The sequence below is a fragment of the Vibrio algarum genome (assembly GCF_028204155.1).
Classification (GTDB): Bacteria; Pseudomonadota; Gammaproteobacteria; order Enterobacterales; family Vibrionaceae; genus Vibrio; species Vibrio algarum.
The window spans coordinates 1420169-1436947 of the sequence record NZ_JAQLOI010000001.1; the positions used below are offsets into that span (position 1 = coordinate 1420169).

Below are 16779 nucleotides of genomic sequence, written 5' to 3' on the forward strand. Positions count from 1 at the left end.
ACAGTGCAAGCACATATCAGGGCTAGGAAGCTCCAGGCTTCATCCTGCAAAGCAGGTTCCCTTAGTCTATCGAAGAAGAAACCTCTTCGATTGTACTATATAAATCTGGAAATGTACGCTTAAAAGTTAACACTGCTTCAACGTCATTTTCAGAACTCGTTTTGATCTCAGTTAGTGCAAAATCTAAGAAATTCGACACCCAACCACCAGTTTTTGAACCACCGTATGGCAATTTATCTATTATTCTATCTTTGATAATTAGAACCAGGTCTCTCGCGGTTTGATCGATTAATTGTTTGTAGTTTTTGTTCTCTTTACTACACAAGGTATCAGACTTACCTTCGAACGCAATTCTAAATATAATAACCTTATCTTCTTTTGTAATATTAAGCTTTACAAACTCTCTTAAAATATACCTTAAATACTTTTCCTTTACTAATTTTGCAAAATTTTTATTATCATTAGAAAGTTCAATGTCAGAAATGTTTTGGTTAAAGATCGCATTAAAACTGGATATAACATTGAAATTCTGAGGATAACGGTTTCTATGCGAGTCTATGACTCTGTTAGGGTCACCTTTAGAACCAACTTGCACATGTTTGTCAAACTCAGTAAGTAGCCAACGTACAAATAGTTTAATACTATTCGTATTTAATAAATATCCTTCAATTGTATTTGGCGCTATCTTTACTCTTTCCGATTTTGTTATTACATTATTAATTCTATTTACTAACCTCACTATGTCCGTGTTCTTAAAAGATGTTTTAAATCCATTGAACTCATGAGGGATACCATCGATTTTTAGTATATTATTTAATCGTACATAATAATCTCGACGTGTTGAACCCCAGAACCCTTTTTTGTATTTATCTCGAATGGAACGTATGTTTACTTCCTTAGATAAAAAACTAATAGCACCTGTGTTTGGATTTATATCAATCATTTTATCTGCATCGTATAGAACCAAATAAGGAATAGATACATTAGAGTTAGAAGGATTTATAGCTTTTAACATCACTTCGTTAGTTTTATATACGTCGATTTTGTTTAGTTTTGGGAATAACCGTCTTAGGTTCAGATTGCCAAATAATTCCAGTTCTGTCTCTCCTTCAACAAACAATATAAAATTGCTAAAGAAGAGTCTTGCTTCATTGTCATTAAAGACATTAACGAACCTGCTATCTTCAAAATACGAATTCATAAGAGAGCAATAAGTAATTTTATTATTAACTGAAGTGAAATGATAAACCTTATGTTCGTCAGTATTATTGAATTGTTTTACAATCGTTTTCAGTACGTTGGGAGAGTGAGTGGAAAATATTATTTTTGGGTAAGGTGTTTTATACTTACCACGCTCCCATTCTGAAGAGTCGCTTTTCAAGCTTCTATAAAGTTGATGAAGATTATCGATTAGTTCTTCACTTCTCTTAGGATGTAAACCAATTTCTGGTTCATCTATAAATATCGTCGGTGTAATAAATTCCCTGCGAGTTAAAGTGATTAAAAGGTTGAGAAATATCTCTAGGAACTTATGTGAATTCGTACCATCAGATTGTGTAACCAGGTCAAAACCATCAATGTTAAACTTATGTCCACGAAGACCAACTTTAATATAGTTCAGCAAAAGATCTTGATATTCGTATGGAGTAGCTTTGGTTATAGTTCCAATTGTCTCTACGTAGTCTTTATATGAGTTGCTTTTATTGGATACATTCTGATCTATGAACTCAATAATTTTGTCTCTAGTTAGATGCTTAGTGTTGAGGAATTTCAACTTAGTCACTACATTCCACAAATATTTCCAATCATATAAATCAAGCCGTCTAGTATCTATCGAGAAGAATGGATAAATTCGATGTATGATCTCTCGAACGGCACTATCAGAATCAGACCAAGTAAGAGAGTTGTTTTTATGTACTCTCAGCGTAAGAGTAAATAGTCCTTTCTTTTTGTTTTTCTAAATAGATATTCCCATTGATCTAGTTCACTTTTAAACATAGATTTGTAGATATGACGTTGGTAAGAACTACGATCTTTGTTTGTTCTAATGACATCTTCAAGTCTGCTAGTATCGAAAACGATAGATATTTCACCGTGGTTCGAGTAATTAGAATGGAGCTGTAAATTTTTAGGAGATTCATTGATGAGTGCTTTAAAGTAGAAATCTAATACTTTCAGTAAGTTAGATTTGCCGACATTATTTTTACCTATGATGCAATTAATATCCGAAAAGTTTTGAATAGCAAAATCTTTAAATGATAGTAAATTTTTTACCCTAATAGATTTAATACCCATTAATAATACCTTTGAATATCAGAATACGCTTATTGAAATGCACCAAGTGGCATAATTCTAGATGTTATCATTTGCAAGTTATTTTGTCTTTAAATTCATATAATTAGTTAGATATGTCTTAAATTCGCCCCCAATTACTCTACAACCAGCAGTAGCGAGAAGAATGCGATGAGCTTCGATCCAATACTATTCGAAAGAAGCAGCTCAAACTTCGTTTAGTAACTGATTAAAATATCATTACTATCTGGTTCTAGATTCGAAGCTCTAGTTACCGAACAACTATATTAATAGTGTTTTAAATCAATAAATTACTATGCATATATGGACATAACACTCTTAATGTGTGATGTTGAAACATCACGGAGTGTTTTTAAGGTTATCTGACATGCTACATAGTTTTAAGATTCACCTCTTAGAAGCAAAAACGGGAGATTCATTCATAGTTGAATGTGGAAATATTGGTATCATTGTGGATGGAGGAACTCGTAGTGTTGCAAAGATACTTAAGAGGTATTTAAAGAGCGCAAATTTCGTCCAGTTGAGAGCTATTTTCGTAAGCCATGTAGATAGAGATCATGTCGGTGGAATAGTAAAACTCTTCTCTCATTTTAGTCAGTATGTACCTAAAAGCGTGCAAATCTACATGAACCACCCTGAATTAGCCCACGCAATTAGCGATGAGTCTGGTCTAGTTACGTATGAAGATGGAAATGACCTCAAATCTATTCTGGATGCGTATGATTACAATTTGGAACAAGTTGTTTCTGGACAAAAGATAGATATTTGTGATGTGGGAGTTAAGATTTTATCTCCTGAGAAACTGCTGCTCACGAGCTTATACCAAAAATGGGAAAAACATGATGAAGGTCTTGTTTGTAGCGATCCAATCGATGTTGATTGCTCGGTTATTCCTAAAGAGCCTATCACTTCTTTAAAGGATGATATTGTCAATGCATCATCACTATCATTTATCCTTTCTTATATGAATGAGAGTATTCTTTTCCTTTCTGATTCTTTACCAGAGACTATAAACGCTAGATTGGAAAAGAAGCAAAAATTTAATATTGTAAAAGTATCACACCATGGTAGTAAGAATAATACGAGTATGGAATTACTAAAGAAAGTGGTATGCAATAAATTCATTATTTCTACAAACGGGCCGCGCAGCTACGGGCATCCTCATGCAGAAACAATCGTGCGGCTAATACACTCATGTATATATCATGGATTTTCTGATTGTAATATCTACTTCAACTACGAAAAAGTAAAAGACCGCATTGTCCTCCGTAACGTGCCTAAATGCGTTAACGTTAATTTAATTTACTCCAAATCGATAAATGTCTAATGATAGAACTAAAAAATAAAACTAAGTGCAATTTTGTACATTTAAAAAGTAACGATGTTAGTGTAGGCTGCGGGTTTATATTTGACGTTAACGAAGAGACTTACTGTGTAACCGCTGGTCACGTGGTGTTTGGAAAGAGATTTGATAAAGAGAGAAATATAGATTTTTTTGACATCAATAACAATAAATTAGAGAAAATAGAACGAATGTCAGATATTACCTTTGCTAAAAATTATGATTTAGCACTCTATAAGGTATACGAAGATATTTCAAATATTAATAAAGTAAGAATGTGTAGAAGTATTGTAAATAGCAAATTACTTTCAATTTCATATATGAAGTCATCAACTCTCTCTGATCCCTTCTTTTTGGACATAATAAAATTCAATGACGAACTTGATGATAATATAATCAGGTATAGTACGAAAGCAAATTCCTTTAGTAACTTTCAAGATGATGAACACGGCGCTGAAGCAATGGAAGGTATTTCTGGAAGCCCAATAGTTCTATGCTCATGGGATAATACAATCGTTTTTCACGGAATAGTGACTAAAATACCTAATAAAGGTGTCGGTGATTTTATTGATGCAAGAAGTCTTTTACCTTTAAAGGATTTAATTGCCGAGATAGAGTTTTATGATAGGGATGAATTCGATTCTAGCCACAAACTGATCAGGTTTAATAGCAAATTATTTGAAAAAGAGAAATTCAATAATTGGGTTGATGCATGGAAAGAATTACCTTTAAATAAGGATTATTACAATAATTTAGTGAAAAAGTTAAGAGCTATACATGGTGAAGACTTTCACGCTGAACTACATAAAGAATTAGAAAAAATCATGATAGGTGATGAATGTTTTACGAATGTAATTGAAAAAAATTCTACGCTTTATGATAGCTACCAAGATATTGTAGAAACTGCTGAAAGAGATAAGATGGAAAAACACGTATCGACTAGATCCGAAGCGTTGGGACATTATCAGAATGTGTATGAAAATCACCTTAGATATATTAATGACGATCTGAGTAAATATGAGCTGAGTAGAACTGATAAACGTAAAATAGCACAGTATAATATTGCTACTTGGATGGCTGTTTGCAATTTGAGATTTGAAATTAAATGAGTATTCTAATAAAAAAACTTTCGTATAAAAGCTTCATCTCAGCTAGAGGGTTGGATAGCTTTCAAATTGCATCGATATTAATGTTGATTGCTTACTCTACTAATGGTCGTGCAAATTATATATATATCAACAAATTGCATTTTTTGTTTGATCTGCTAATTTGCGACCAAACTCTCGATGGCTTTCCTAAGTTTACAATTCCACCTTGGAATATAGACAAAGATTTGAAAAATAAACTGATAGTCTTATCAAAAAATGGACTTATTTGTGAGTCTTTTGAACAGAATAAAGTTAGATATTCATTAACTGATGAAGGTTTCAATATAGTCCAGCAGTTTGAACAAATTGAAGAACTATCTACTATAAGAGACAAAGCACAAACTTTAGCCAGTACTACAACAAAAACGATGTTCGAAAAGTCAAAGGTAATATTTTAATGTTCAAGATAAATTTTGTATCGTCAGATATTCGAGTTGAAGATAGTAATAAGCACTATGGCTTTAAATATAGCTTTGATAATGGCTTAAATATCATTAAAGGACAAAACTCATCAGGTAAATCAAGTATCCTATCTTGCATTTATTACAATCTTGGAATGGAACAACTACTCGGAATGAGTACAGGAAAATCGAGCCTATTGGATAAATGTTTGACTAGTGAGTTTATATATCAGGACACTACCCATAGTGTTACTCAATCCTCCATATATTTAGAGATTGAAAACGACGAAGGTGAAGTGGTATTGCTAGAACGCTCTGCTGTTTCACCGATAGAAGATGCCAAGAATACTATCATAGTTCATAGTAAAAAAGGTGCGGATAAGTATTATTTGCATGCGATAAAAGATCATTCACATAAACATGGGTTTTATTCATGGTTACAAGAATTTATAGGAATAGAACTACCTAGAGATAATGAGACAGGCAAAAACACTTTATATCTACAGAATGTATTTTCTAGCTGCTTTATAGAGCAAACTAAAGGCTGGTCAGATTTTATGTCTCAAATGCCATCATTTAACATAAAAAATGCCAGGAAAAAATTAGTAGAATACCTTCTATCTCTAGAATGTTTAGACAACGATATAGAAAAGGATAAATTGACCAACGAAAGAGCTTCATTAGTAGATTCTTGGTTTCATTCAGTAAAGAATTTTGAACGTGTTGATTTTGCGCTGTCATACAAAGTTAATGGCTTAGCTAATAAGTTCGAAAGGTCTAGCATTGACTCATTATTGAAACTACAGTTAAAAATTAATATTGATTCTGAGTGGATAGATATTAATACTGCAAAAAAATCAGTAGGAAAAGAACTGACGAAAATTAGAAAATTAAATAGAAAGTCGGAAAAAAGAAAAGATCTGACAGAACTGAGTGAAAAAAGAAAAGATCTTAAGATGAAACTACTAAATTTTAATCGTGTTAAGTCATCATTAGATAGAGCTTATACTACTGAAAAATATAAGATTAATAGCTATGAGAAACATCTAAATAGATTAAGTGAAGAGAGATCAAATATCATAGGCGCAAGAAAAGTTGACGCATTAATAAGTGAGTTAACTTCATCAGAGCATTGTCCACTATGTGATAGTACAATAGAAATAATATCCGACGAAAAAGTCGTTACTTCCACAGATTACGATAACTCGCTCAAGTTCATAGATAGTAAAATTTCCATGATTAGTAGCTATATTCAAAGCTTCAGTAATTATGACGATGAATATACAAAGGATTCCAACTATTATGATTCTTTGATTTTTGAAACTAGAACTGAGATTTCTAATCTGGATCGAGATCTAAATTCAAATGCCAGCCTAAGTGATTCAAGAGCACAGATTCATGCTGAAATTATTAAATCAAACTTATTAGATAAATTAATAATTTTAGAAGAACAATTTGATAGTTTTAAGACCACTGTTAATGACATCAACACGCAAATCGTTAATATTGATACTAGGATAAGAAATATAAATCAATCATTTAGTAGTGACGATGAAATAATTAAAAGTTTTCAAGAAACATTCAGAAATTATTTGGGTGATTTTCACTATACAAGTAATGAAGTTTTTCGCGTTAAGATTAATAATAGGCAGCCTCTTAAAGCATTTCCAAGTGTTTATAATGCTTCAGCAGGAAGTGCTCAACCAATACGTTTAGCATCCTCAGCAAGTGATTTTATACGTTCTGAATGGGCATTTTATCTAGCGCTTCTTGATAAGTCACAAGTTCATCCAGGAATTTTAATTTTTGATGAACCAGGCCAGCATGCTATGAGCTTAGACTCGATGTCTAAGTTACTTGAATTAGCTGAAAATAAGAAGAATAAACAAATTATACTCGCCATATCAAAGTTCACTAAGGGATATAACGATACCAAAGAAGAGCAGAAAATATCTCTAGACGCTATAACGAACAACCTTACTGAATTCAACGAAATAGAGATAGATTCCGATAATGAAAAATTAGTTTCGGAACTGAAAGACTAAATTATATAGCGCTTATTATATATAAGCGCTAATAGAACATTATCGCATAATGTTAATATTGCTGTGGTAAAAAGGAGAGCTTTCATCATTAAATAGTGATTCTATAGAAAATTTACTGGCGTAAAATATGCAAACCAAATTGTCATCTAGTTGTGTTGTTATAGTAGAACGTAACCAGAAAATTTCTATATTACTCTCCTTAACTAGTACATTTATGTTTTTAAATAAAACTATTGTAGGTTTATTTGATTTTTCAATAGCACTTATAGCTGCCCTATTATTTGGTAACAATAGAGTTTTCTTGAGCGATTCATGTTCATCAAAGTTTATACAATAGAAATCGATATTTTTGGTTAAAGCAATTTTTTCTAGCTTAGTTAGGTAGGATTCACTTACTATTTTATCGTCTATGCTGATTATCTTTAACGACAATTTCCAAGCATTTTCTATTAGTGTTTCGGGAAGAATACAGAACATGATGGGGTTTTCCCTAAAGTTTCGTCATAAATAACTATAGGCTAATTTAGAATAATCTTCCATAGGGCATCTTTTCTTGCTCTATATCACAGTTGTTATTCCTTTTTAACAATTTTATTAGAGCACTTATAACATTATTGATTATAGAAAACTTTCTCTTTTTATATCAATTTTTCATAAGAATTCGCTTACATCCTCTTACTGTTATAAGTAACACCCGACATTATTATTCGAAAAATAAATGCATTATATCGGTGATAATATATTTCTTAATAAGCAGTTGTTAAGCATAAGAATATTAAAATGTTTTCATTATAATAATTAATTGCTCTGTTCCGTGCTTATTAATATAACGTATATAAATTCCTTCCTTAAAAATAAATCAACTTGAATTATTTTTAAGTAGGATCTTAAATTTATTTAAAGTGAATTACGGATAGAGATATGAACATTAAAAAATCAAAGCACGAACCAACTGTAGATACTAAATTTTATGATTCTAAAAGAATTGAATCTAGCTTGGTGAATTTTATCGAAATGAACAATAGAAGATTTATATTCATTTTTAGAAACAGATTACAAAAGGATAAATCAAAATGAAGATAGTTTTATATGCTCACCAAGCATGGGTGAGCAACTCGGTTCCCACATGTGTATATCAGAACAATGACGAATCGAAGTACCCTCACGATAATGTGTGTGAAATGATCCGAAGGCATATGGAAATAGTAATCTCGAACTTCAACAGGGGTCATCATAAAACGCTTTTGCAAGTGAATAATGGCGGGCTTTTGCAAGCCCAGTCTCTTTTAGTTCACAAATTAAGTCCAACGATAAGACATATACTTATTATGTTTTACTTTCTAGAGACGCTTAGGAAGAACAACGCGAAGTTTCAATCCATATTAGAAACCACCTTTCCTTATGGTACTACCGAGTATAAATGTTGTTTGATATGGGATGTGCAGTTAGGCGTGCTTTCCTGAAGACAATCAGTTATCTACGTTAATGAGTCACAATTTGTTGGCTTACCTAGCTTCGGTATGGTGTCGTTTAGTTCAAGGTAAAAATCGGCATCTAGTTAAACACCAAGTAATAGAACTCACTTGCGTAGTTGACCATAAATTAACAACTTAGATAAATTAGAGGAAAATTATGAATGTGGTCTTATATGTACGCGTTTCATCACAGAGACAGGTTGAAGAAGGGTTTTCGCTTGAAGGTCAGCTACAAGACCTACGAAAATATTGCGAACAACAAAGTTATACAATCGTTAATGAATACATTGACGAGGGGAACTCCGCTTTTAGAGGGCATCGTCGTCACGTTTTTCAACAAATGATTACAGAAGTCACTTCAGGCGTCTTCGATGTACAGGGCGTAGTCGTCTATAGTTTATCCCGATTCGCAAGAGATTTACTGATGCAACTATCATCGGTAAAAAAGCTTCAAGATAGCGGTATTAGACTCATATCGGTAGCAGAAAATTTACCTGAAGACAGGTTAGGTTTTAAATTAACGAGTGTTTTTACAGGCTTAATCAACGAAATGAACAGCGAACAAAATGCTATGATAGTTCGCTCAAGATTAGAGCAAACTGCAAAACAAGGTTACTACACAGGAGGGCCGATTCCGTTTGGATATGAGTCTATAACTTGTCAAGAAGACACGAAACGCAAAAGAAAAAATTAATAGTCAAAGAAGACGAAGCAGCGGTAGTTAGAGAAATTTTTCGATTGTCCCTTCATGGAACTAACGGAAAAGGGTTAGGGATTAAAGCTATCGCAAAGCACTTAGACGATAAGGGTTTAACGAATCGAACATCTAAGTGGTCTATTAACAGTTTGCACCGTATTCTTAGTTCTACGACATATTACGGAGAGTTTTTGTTCAGGAAAGGGGCTAAAGAAAAAGGGAAATTACCGATAATAGTACCTGTGCCTCCTATCATAACTAAAGAAATCTTTGAACAAGTTAAATATGCGCTAGAAGAACGAGATGTAGCACATATACATACCAAATCTGTTCGATCTACAAGCTTATTAACTGGTATCGTCAAATGTGGTTCCTGTGGCGCTGGTATGCATGTATGTAGCGGAAAATCTGGGCGTTACAGCTATTATGCGTGTGCTACTAAGCTTAAAAAGAACGTCAAGTCGTGTAATTCAAAATGGGTGCCTAAAGAGGCGCTAGACAGCTTGGTAGAAGAAACAGTGCTTACTAGAATTCTTAAGCGGGAATATATTCAAGAGATTCTAGGGGATGTCAAAATGCAAATTATTGGCAAAAAAGAAGACTCTAAACTTGAAATGTTAGTGTTGTCACGAAAGAAAAGAACTATCGAAGAAAAGCTAGGTAATATCTACGAGCAATTATCATTACGCCAGGATTTAATTGACGATTCCTATGCTGCTTTTGTTTCGAGCATGCAAAAGCAACTAGTAGATGTTAAGTCAAAAATTAAGGCTAAAAATGCAGAAACCCGACTTCCTTTAAAAAACTTCGGAGAAAAGCAAATCGGGTGTTTCGTTGATACACTGAGACAATTAATTTCTGAGTCAGATGAAGAAGCGAAAAAAGCTCTGTTTTTGCAGATTTTGGGAGAAGTAAAGGTAAATACTGATCAAGTTGAAATGTCAGGTTCGAAACTTGTGTTACTATCCATAATCTCAAAAACAAAAGCGGGCACCACTAATGTGGTGCCCGCTTTCATTACGAAGTGGCGGAGAGATAGGGATTTGAACCCAACGGCCACAATAAAAATACGATTATTTTACAATTACTTATCTAGCTTTCAAGAAAATCAATTTAGTCATCTGTCTGGTACAGATTAAAGCCCACTTCATAGCTTAGCGTCAAGATAAATCCGACGATTTACCTCATAGCGTTAGGTTAGTAAGTTAGTTACTGAACTTATTAACTTACTAACCTTCCAAGCATAACTGAACAACTGGCACACTTTTGGACAGAATGTATGGTACGCCCCGTTTTTGCAAATGATAAATCAAAAATAACGGAGCTGGTTTGCGCTAATGTATTCGGAGTCTAATTGAGACTTTTTCTTTAGCCCCAGCTCCACGATGAGATCCGCGCCAGATTGTCCTCAAAAGCGTGAAAGCATTCTATGTTGCTGTTCTGTCCATCAGGTCTTCAATCTGGTGGTCTAACCGTTTTGTCATCTTTATATATCATCTGCAAATCTGATTTAAACTCTTACTTCAAAAGCTTTATGGGTAACCATTACTGACCATGCTATCCGAGCTAATTTGTTTGCTAAAGCTACAAGTGCAACATTGAATGGCTTGCGTTGCTTCAGATCAATGAGCCAAGAGCCAAAGTTACGTTCCGCCGTCCCATCCCTCCAGATAACAGCTCTAGCTGCATGGACAAATAATTCTCTGAGCTCTTTGTTTCCTCGTTTGGATATCCCAAGCATTCTTGATTTACCACCAGTAGAATATTGATGCGGGGTTAAACCAATCCAAGCGGCAAAATTACGACCATTAGCAAAATCGTGAGGGTTCACAACCGCTGACAAACAACAAGATGCGGTCATTGGCCCAACTCCTGGAACACTTTGTAAAAGAGATAACAATTCATCATCTTTCAGCAAGTTTTCTAATTTCTTTTCCTGCTCTTTAATCCATGTATTCAACTGATTGTAATGATCTAACTGATCTCTAAGCTCCAAAACTAACATTGGTGGAACGGGTTCTTTATTGTCGGCTAGATACTGAAATAGGTTCTTCATGTTGTGATGCCCTCTCGGAAAACTTATTCCAAACTCCAGAAGAATTGAACCTATCCTATTCATGCATGCTGTTCTTTCCTTGATATAACCTGCTCTGATTTTACGAACAACAGTACACACTTGTGCTAATTCGCTTTTTGGAGAAACAAAACGCATATTTGGACGCATTGACGCTTCTGCAATTGCGTCAGCATCAATGAAATCATTTTTGTTTGTTTTTACGTAAGGTTTAACATACTGAGCAGGAACCAACTTAACTTGATGCCCATAAGACTCGCACCGTCTCGCCAACCAATGAGCACCACCACAAGCTTCCATCGCAACAATAACGGGCTCATGAACGGATAATAATTGAAGTAATTTTTGTCTGTTAAGCTTCTTCCTGAAGACTTCTCTGCCTGAATAATCATGGCCGATAAGGTGAAATGTATTTTTTCCTAAATCGATGCCGATAACGCGAATAGTAGTCATGATGGTCACCTTTATTTAACTGAACCTAACAATGTTAAGTTTAGCGTGTGGGTGGGGCGTACCATCTTATTAATGAGTTTGGTATTACGGACAACATCTACCTACCGAGCTGCAAAAAATGAAAAGACCACCGTACTTCTAGCGGTGGCCTGTTTGCGAGGTTCTGGACAAAAACTGTCACTAGCGAACCGTATAATTAGATTTACTTTATGTGTTATTTATAAGTAAGTATTCAGTACGCCCCTTATGCTAAGGTCACTTATAATGGGAATGTTTAGTATCTGAGAGAGTCTGTTCCTATTTAGCAAGTGCCAATCAGGAACAGAATGTTGATAAATGCAATCTTTAGGCAGCCTCTTGATTTGGTGAACGTATGTAATATAAGGATGTCAGACAAACTACAAAAAAGAATGTAAATAAAATGGCGATACTACTGAACGTAAACTGGATAGAGTCGTTGCCTGCCAATTTACCTAAGTAATCGAATACAACGGGAGACATAAATTGCCCCAAAAAAGCCGTACTGGAGACGACAGACATTGTCTGGACACCATTTCCTTCCCCGCCTGCTTTTGTTGCTCCCATAAACAGCGTTGGCATACTCCACCCCAATCCAAATCCGACTACCATGACAGCCATTAAGACTAGAGAATAGCTATCGACAAAGGAAAGAAGGTAAAAGCCCGTAGCCATCAAGCCACAAAGAAAAGCAGGAAGAAATCTGCCTAGCAACACTTTTACCTTGGAATACAGAATACCCGCAACAAATCCACTTCCTGTAGAGACTGATAAGGCCACCCCAGCGGCAGTTGAACTCCCCATACCGCTTTCCTTAATATAAATCGCCAAATTTACGGGTAAAGTGTAAAAGGTCATTGACAGGAAAAAGGTTGCTACAGCCCAGCAGAAAACCACAAGAGGCATACCGGATGAAATTCCTTCTCTGTTTATCTTTCGCCGAGTCTCCGGAATTGAGATAAAAACAAGGGAAAATACTAACAATCCAATAGAATAAACACCAAAGGAATAACGCCAATGTACAGATGCAAGAACTCCGGCAAGAAGTGTCGCAATTATTCCACCAAGGTTACTTGACGCCGTTGAGTATCCCATCATTGTGGCTTTTTCTTTATCTGAGAATAAATCGGCGATAAGCCCGGTCGACATAGGCATGATTAGCCCTACACCGATACCAAGTACTGCTCTAAACGCCAGTAGCATTTCAATAGAGTTAGCTAAACCACCTCCTAATCCACCAAGAAGGTAAAAGAATATCCCTATAAATAAAAGAGTGCGTTTTGAAAGAGTTCGGCTTAAGCGCCCGGATACCAGCGAAAAAATAATTATGGATATTGCAGGAACAGTAAGGATGAGCTTAATTGTGGTTTGGCTTGTATCAGGAAATGCCGATTGAATCTCTGCCAGTGCCGGAGCAACAGCCGCTCCTGACATCACTGTAAGTAAAGACAGTGAAAGAATAGCGGGTTTTAATAACTTGGACATGGTTTTCCTATAGGGAGTTTTACGTTTAACTCCCAACTTTCTTTGATGCGTCATATTAAGCGGGTTACGAAAGAAATTGACGAATCGCTGCTCTGGCATTGTCCTGATAAGTTTCATCACCTAAATCAGAAAATATTTCCGTCTGGTCACCAACCGGCCCCGTGATACCTTCAACACTCGCGTAGAACACGCCACTTTGATATGACTCATCCAGCAAGCCATCAACAAATCGCTTTGCTCCGGTTTCCAGTCGGTGCATTTTCCCCATCAGGCACATCACACTCATTACTGCCTTGAATATGTAAGTTTTGATTAATGACGAGGAACTTGTTACCTCTGTCCCTGCCGTTCCACCCGGACTCATCGTAATAAGTCTTACTGATGGGTACTGACGGGCAAGCGAAGAAAGCCACATTGCACCCGTATATTTCACTGGGGCATACGGTTTGGTTGAATCTGAGCGTTCAGTAAAAAAAGTACCGTCTGCAATCGATACAAACTCATCTATTGAAGATGTGGTTAATTCCGGACGCTCGTCCATTCCCGGTATTCCCCTTGCCGCTTCCGAGCTAACGTATAATCCCACTTTTGTTAGCATACCTCTTTTCAGCAGTTCCTCTGCAAGCAGCGCATGCCCCAATACATTCACGGCAAATACATTGGTTACCCCGTCATCCGTTAGTGCTAAAGGGTTTTCTCCTCCCCAACCACCTGCATTCATGACGAGAGCATCAATCGGATTCTTCAGGGACTCTATTGCCCGGTGTACAGAACTCAGGTCAGACACATCAATAAGAAAGATGTCAAAAATATTTTTCCCGGTAGAAGCCTCTAAATCTTTCTTTGCACCTATCGCCTTATCTTCACTTCTACACCCCAAATAGATTTTCTCGATGCCATTTTGCAGTGCTAACTGGCGAGCGCACTCTTTACCAAGGCCGCCATTTGCACCTGTAATCAAAACACTTTTCATCATACCGCTTTCATCCATTGCTGAGTTCATATTCTCTTTCCAGTCAACGCACCACCATTCAGAAATGTTAGGAAATGCTTTGTTTGTTTTTTCAACAATCTTACAAACATTAATGTCGCCTAAACAGACTTGGAGTGGCATTTATATAATGCCGAATTGGCATGGTTACTGTTGCTTCGAAAAGGTTTCTATGGATATTACGAGCTGGTTATTAGTAGTAAGAGGGGGCTTTTAAAGCTGCTGAACTAAGCAACTTAATTTTTAATTGCCCGCATCGGCAGGCAATTGCACTGTATTGGTCGCTACTTACGGTAACTCCCATTCACTTCGATTGTTGTTCCCGTACATCTCTTCAAATTTTGGGATATTTGACTCCCAACATGGAGTTCCTTCTCCAATGTAGTCTTTAACAGCGTCAAGGAACAAGCGTGTACGCATTGGCATTTCACGATGTGGATAGACTGCGTAGAACGAGCTATAAGAAGCTAGCTTCAGATCAGTCATTATGGGTACCAGTTTACCCGACGATACTTCATCTCGGATATGGACTGAGGGGATCTTACAGTAAATTCGTCCTGCAAGAGCCATTTGAACAACAAGATCAATATCACTTCCCAAATAGGTGCAATTCATAGACATAGTTTGAACCTGCTTTTGGTCATTGATATATCTTAATTCGGTGATCCGAAAAGTATCTGTAGCAAAGCCTCCGGCGGGCAACTGTTCGAGCTCTTCAATGGATTGAGGTTCACCATATCTGCGCAGATATTCAGGAGAAGCAACCAGCACTGACCGGTTGCGGGCTAAGTGGCGAGCAACCATAGACGAGTCTTGAAGCTGTCCGGTTCGAAATGCGATATCAAAGCCCTCCCCGATAACATCAACCAAACGGTTATTCATGTGGAGTTCAATAACAACCTCAGGGTAACACTCCTGAAAATTTTCAATAACAGGTTGCAGTATATTCTTAGTCAGTGACGTTATTGCCGTTATTTTTAGTAGTCCTTTTGGCTCTGTATGGAAGTTCTGTGCTACCTGAATGGTTTGCCTTAAGCTCTCCCGTAATGTTTCTGCTTTACGTTTTACTTCTACACCAGCCGCAGTAAGTGAAAGTGTTCTAGGGGAGCGATTTAACAATCTGACTTCCAGATCTTTTTCAAGTTTCGATATCTGCTTTGAAACTACTGAACGGTCGATATTACGACGCTCTGCCGCTTTACCATAAGATCCTCGCTCTGCTACATCAAGAAATAACAATAGCCGACTGGTTGTATCCACTTTAATCCCTTAGTCTGACGTAATAACAATGCCAAATTAGCATTGTAGAAATTCCATTGCAAGGCTATTTAAGCACTACAAACCTCCGTATTATTGCTGAAAAAACAAGCATCGAACTCTCTTAATGTTTGTGGAGAATACTTAGTACAGGAGATCAAAAGGTGAATATATTAATTACGGGTACAAGCAGCGGCTTTGGTAAAGAGATGACCATTGCTCTTGCTACGTTAGGCCACTCTGTCTACGCTGGAATGCGAGGTATACAGGACAAAAACCAATCCAGTGCAGACGAACTCAAGGCTTTGTCAGCAACCCTCCACGGTCAGATCATCCCACTAGAAATAGATGTGACTAACGATGAGTCGGTTGAAGAAGCCGTTTCGACAGTGCTAGCTAATCAAGCAGGCATCTTGGATGTAGTGATTAACAATGCGGGTAGCTTTGTCGGCGGTCTGAATGAGGCATTTACGGTGTCTCAAGGTCAAGATATGTTCAATGTGAACACCTTCGGCCCACTGCGTGTAATGCGTGCTGTTCTGCCTACTTTACGTGAACAAGGTAAGGGCACGATTATCAACGTTACAAGCAGTGCGAACAAATTCCCTATGCCGGGAAGCGGCAATTACGTTGCTAGCAAAGCGGCACTGGAAAGTCTGACAGAAAGCTATGCCTATGAGCTTGCTCCACTTGGCATTGAAGTCCTTATCTTCCAGCCGGGTGCATTTAATACCGGAATTATGGCTAAAGGAACTGGCCCGGAAGATGTGGAGCGGGTGAATGGTTACGGCAAGACACTTGCTTGTATGGAACCAATGATGCCTGCATTTATGGCGTTGATTGAAGATACCTGGGTTAATAACTCTCCTACGATGATTTCTGATGCCATCGTTGAGCTACTGGAAATACCTTATGGTAAACGCCCTCTACGTACTATGGTTGACCCGTCTGGTCTCGGTAATCAAACCGATTCGGTAAACAAATACTTTGAACAGGCACAAAAGCAGTTCCTGCAATCAATCAAGATAGACCAAATGGCCAAAGTACCTACAAATTTAGACAAGTAAAGACCGGAGAGCA

At 36.5% G+C, this 16779-nt stretch carries 14 protein-coding genes; 7 read left to right on the forward strand and 7 right to left on the reverse strand.

Features of this window, described 5'->3' with window-relative positions:
- Positions 1–61 precede the first annotated feature (61 nt).
- Together PGX00_RS06885 and PGX00_RS06890 are read right to left on the reverse strand one after the other, a co-directional pair.
- The gene (locus tag PGX00_RS06885) at positions 62–1924 is read right to left on the reverse strand and encodes a retron Eco8 family effector endonuclease (RefSeq protein ID WP_272137967.1); all 1863 of its coding nucleotides are present in this window, start codon (positions 1922–1924) and stop codon (positions 62–64) included.
- Positions 1921–2295, reverse strand: a complete 375-nt coding sequence (locus PGX00_RS06890; protein ID WP_272133934.1) for an AAA family ATPase — start codon at positions 2293–2295, stop codon at positions 1921–1923. The genes PGX00_RS06885 and PGX00_RS06890 overlap by 4 nt, the downstream gene beginning before the upstream one ends.
- Before the next feature lie 385 nt (positions 2296–2680).
- On the opposite strand from PGX00_RS06890, the gene PGX00_RS06895 reads away from it, so the two are divergent.
- The 4 genes from PGX00_RS06895 to PGX00_RS06910 are packed head-to-tail and all read left to right on the forward strand — an operon-like array spanning position 2681 to position 7249.
- Entirely contained in the window at positions 2681–3640 is a 960-nt protein-coding gene (locus tag PGX00_RS06895) for a ComEC/Rec2 family competence protein (protein ID WP_272133937.1), read from the forward strand.
- Positions 3640–4764 carry a hypothetical protein gene (locus tag PGX00_RS06900; RefSeq protein ID WP_272133939.1) on the forward strand — a complete coding sequence of 375 codons (1125 nt, stop codon included), beginning with the start codon at positions 3640–3642 and terminating at the stop codon, positions 4762–4764. The genes PGX00_RS06895 and PGX00_RS06900 overlap by 1 nt, the downstream gene beginning before the upstream one ends.
- Entirely contained in the window at positions 4761–5201 is a 441-nt protein-coding gene (locus PGX00_RS06905) for a hypothetical protein (protein WP_272133942.1), read from the forward strand. The genes PGX00_RS06900 and PGX00_RS06905 overlap by 4 nt, the downstream gene beginning before the upstream one ends.
- Entirely contained in the window at positions 5201–7249 is a 2049-nt protein-coding gene (locus PGX00_RS06910; protein WP_272133944.1) for a P-loop NTPase family protein, read from the forward strand. The genes PGX00_RS06905 and PGX00_RS06910 overlap by 1 nt, the downstream gene beginning before the upstream one ends.
- 39 nt (positions 7250–7288) lie before the next feature.
- On the opposite strand, the gene PGX00_RS06915 is transcribed toward PGX00_RS06910, so the two are convergent.
- Positions 7289–7726, reverse strand: coding sequence for a hypothetical protein (locus PGX00_RS06915; RefSeq protein ID WP_272133947.1), 438 nt, complete (start codon positions 7724–7726; stop codon positions 7289–7291).
- A gap of 1155 nt (positions 7727–8881) precedes the next feature.
- Here PGX00_RS06915 and PGX00_RS06920 point away from each other — a divergent pair.
- Both PGX00_RS06920 and PGX00_RS06925 read left to right on the forward strand, forming a co-directional pair.
- Positions 8882–9418 carry a recombinase family protein gene (locus PGX00_RS06920; RefSeq protein ID WP_272133950.1) on the forward strand — a complete coding sequence of 179 codons (537 nt, stop codon included), beginning with the start codon at positions 8882–8884 and terminating at the stop codon, positions 9416–9418.
- Positions 9382–10560: a recombinase family protein gene (locus PGX00_RS06925; RefSeq protein WP_272133952.1), complete on the forward strand. Its 1179-nt coding sequence runs from the start codon at positions 9382–9384 to the stop codon at positions 10558–10560. Before PGX00_RS06920 ends, PGX00_RS06925 begins: the two co-directional genes overlap by 37 nt.
- 371 nt (positions 10561–10931) lie before the next feature.
- Here the strand turns inward: PGX00_RS06925 and PGX00_RS06930 are convergent, their stop codons facing one another.
- The 4 genes from PGX00_RS06930 to PGX00_RS06945 all read right to left on the reverse strand — a co-directional run bounded on the left by PGX00_RS06930 (position 10932) and on the right by PGX00_RS06945 (position 15702).
- A complete protein-coding gene (locus PGX00_RS06930) occupies positions 10932–11948 on the reverse strand; it encodes an IS110 family RNA-guided transposase (protein ID WP_272133953.1) in 1017 nt (338 codons plus the stop codon).
- A 345-nt stretch (positions 11949–12293) separates the two neighbouring features.
- Positions 12294–13451 carry an MFS transporter gene (locus tag PGX00_RS06935; RefSeq protein WP_272133954.1) on the reverse strand — a complete coding sequence of 386 codons (1158 nt, stop codon included), beginning with the start codon at positions 13449–13451 and terminating at the stop codon, positions 12294–12296.
- 64 nt (positions 13452–13515) lie between these two features.
- On the reverse strand, positions 13516–14565 hold the full coding sequence (locus PGX00_RS06940) for an SDR family NAD(P)-dependent oxidoreductase (RefSeq protein ID WP_272133956.1): 1050 nt from the start codon (positions 14563–14565) through the stop codon (positions 13516–13518).
- Between the two features lie 165 nt (positions 14566–14730).
- Positions 14731–15702, reverse strand: coding sequence for a LysR family transcriptional regulator (locus PGX00_RS06945; RefSeq protein WP_272133959.1), 972 nt, complete (start codon positions 15700–15702; stop codon positions 14731–14733).
- Positions 15703–15863: 161 nt separating this feature from the next.
- On the opposite strand from PGX00_RS06945, the gene PGX00_RS06950 reads away from it, so the two are divergent.
- Positions 15864–16766, forward strand: coding sequence for an SDR family oxidoreductase (locus PGX00_RS06950; protein WP_272133961.1), 903 nt, complete (start codon positions 15864–15866; stop codon positions 16764–16766).
- The last annotated feature ends 13 nt before the right edge of the window (positions 16767–16779 follow it).

Excerpts from the sequence above, each read along its gene's own strand:
- PGX00_RS06935 (WP_272133954.1), bottom strand. The coding sequence starts at position 13,451 with ATGTCCAAGTTATTAAAACCCGCTATTCTTTCACTGTCTTTACTTACA.
- PGX00_RS06900 (WP_272133939.1), top strand. The coding sequence starts at position 3,640 with ATGATAGAACTAAAAAATAAAACTAAGTGCAATTTTGTACATTTAAAA.
- PGX00_RS06930 (WP_272133953.1), bottom strand. The coding sequence starts at position 11,948 with ATGACTACTATTCGCGTTATCGGCATCGATTTAGGAAAAAATACATTT.
- PGX00_RS06905 (WP_272133942.1), top strand. The coding sequence starts at position 4,761 with ATGAGTATTCTAATAAAAAAACTTTCGTATAAAAGCTTCATCTCAGCT.
- PGX00_RS06910 (WP_272133944.1), top strand. The coding sequence starts at position 5,201 with ATGTTCAAGATAAATTTTGTATCGTCAGATATTCGAGTTGAAGATAGT.
- PGX00_RS06890 (WP_272133934.1), bottom strand. The coding sequence starts at position 2,295 with ATGGGTATTAAATCTATTAGGGTAAAAAATTTACTATCATTTAAAGAT.
- PGX00_RS06920 (WP_272133950.1), top strand. The coding sequence starts at position 8,882 with ATGAATGTGGTCTTATATGTACGCGTTTCATCACAGAGACAGGTTGAA.
- PGX00_RS06895 (WP_272133937.1), top strand. The coding sequence starts at position 2,681 with ATGCTACATAGTTTTAAGATTCACCTCTTAGAAGCAAAAACGGGAGAT.
- PGX00_RS06915 (WP_272133947.1), bottom strand. The coding sequence starts at position 7,726 with ATGTTCTGTATTCTTCCCGAAACACTAATAGAAAATGCTTGGAAATTG.
- PGX00_RS06940 (WP_272133956.1), bottom strand. The coding sequence starts at position 14,565 with ATGCCACTCCAAGTCTGTTTAGGCGACATTAATGTTTGTAAGATTGTT.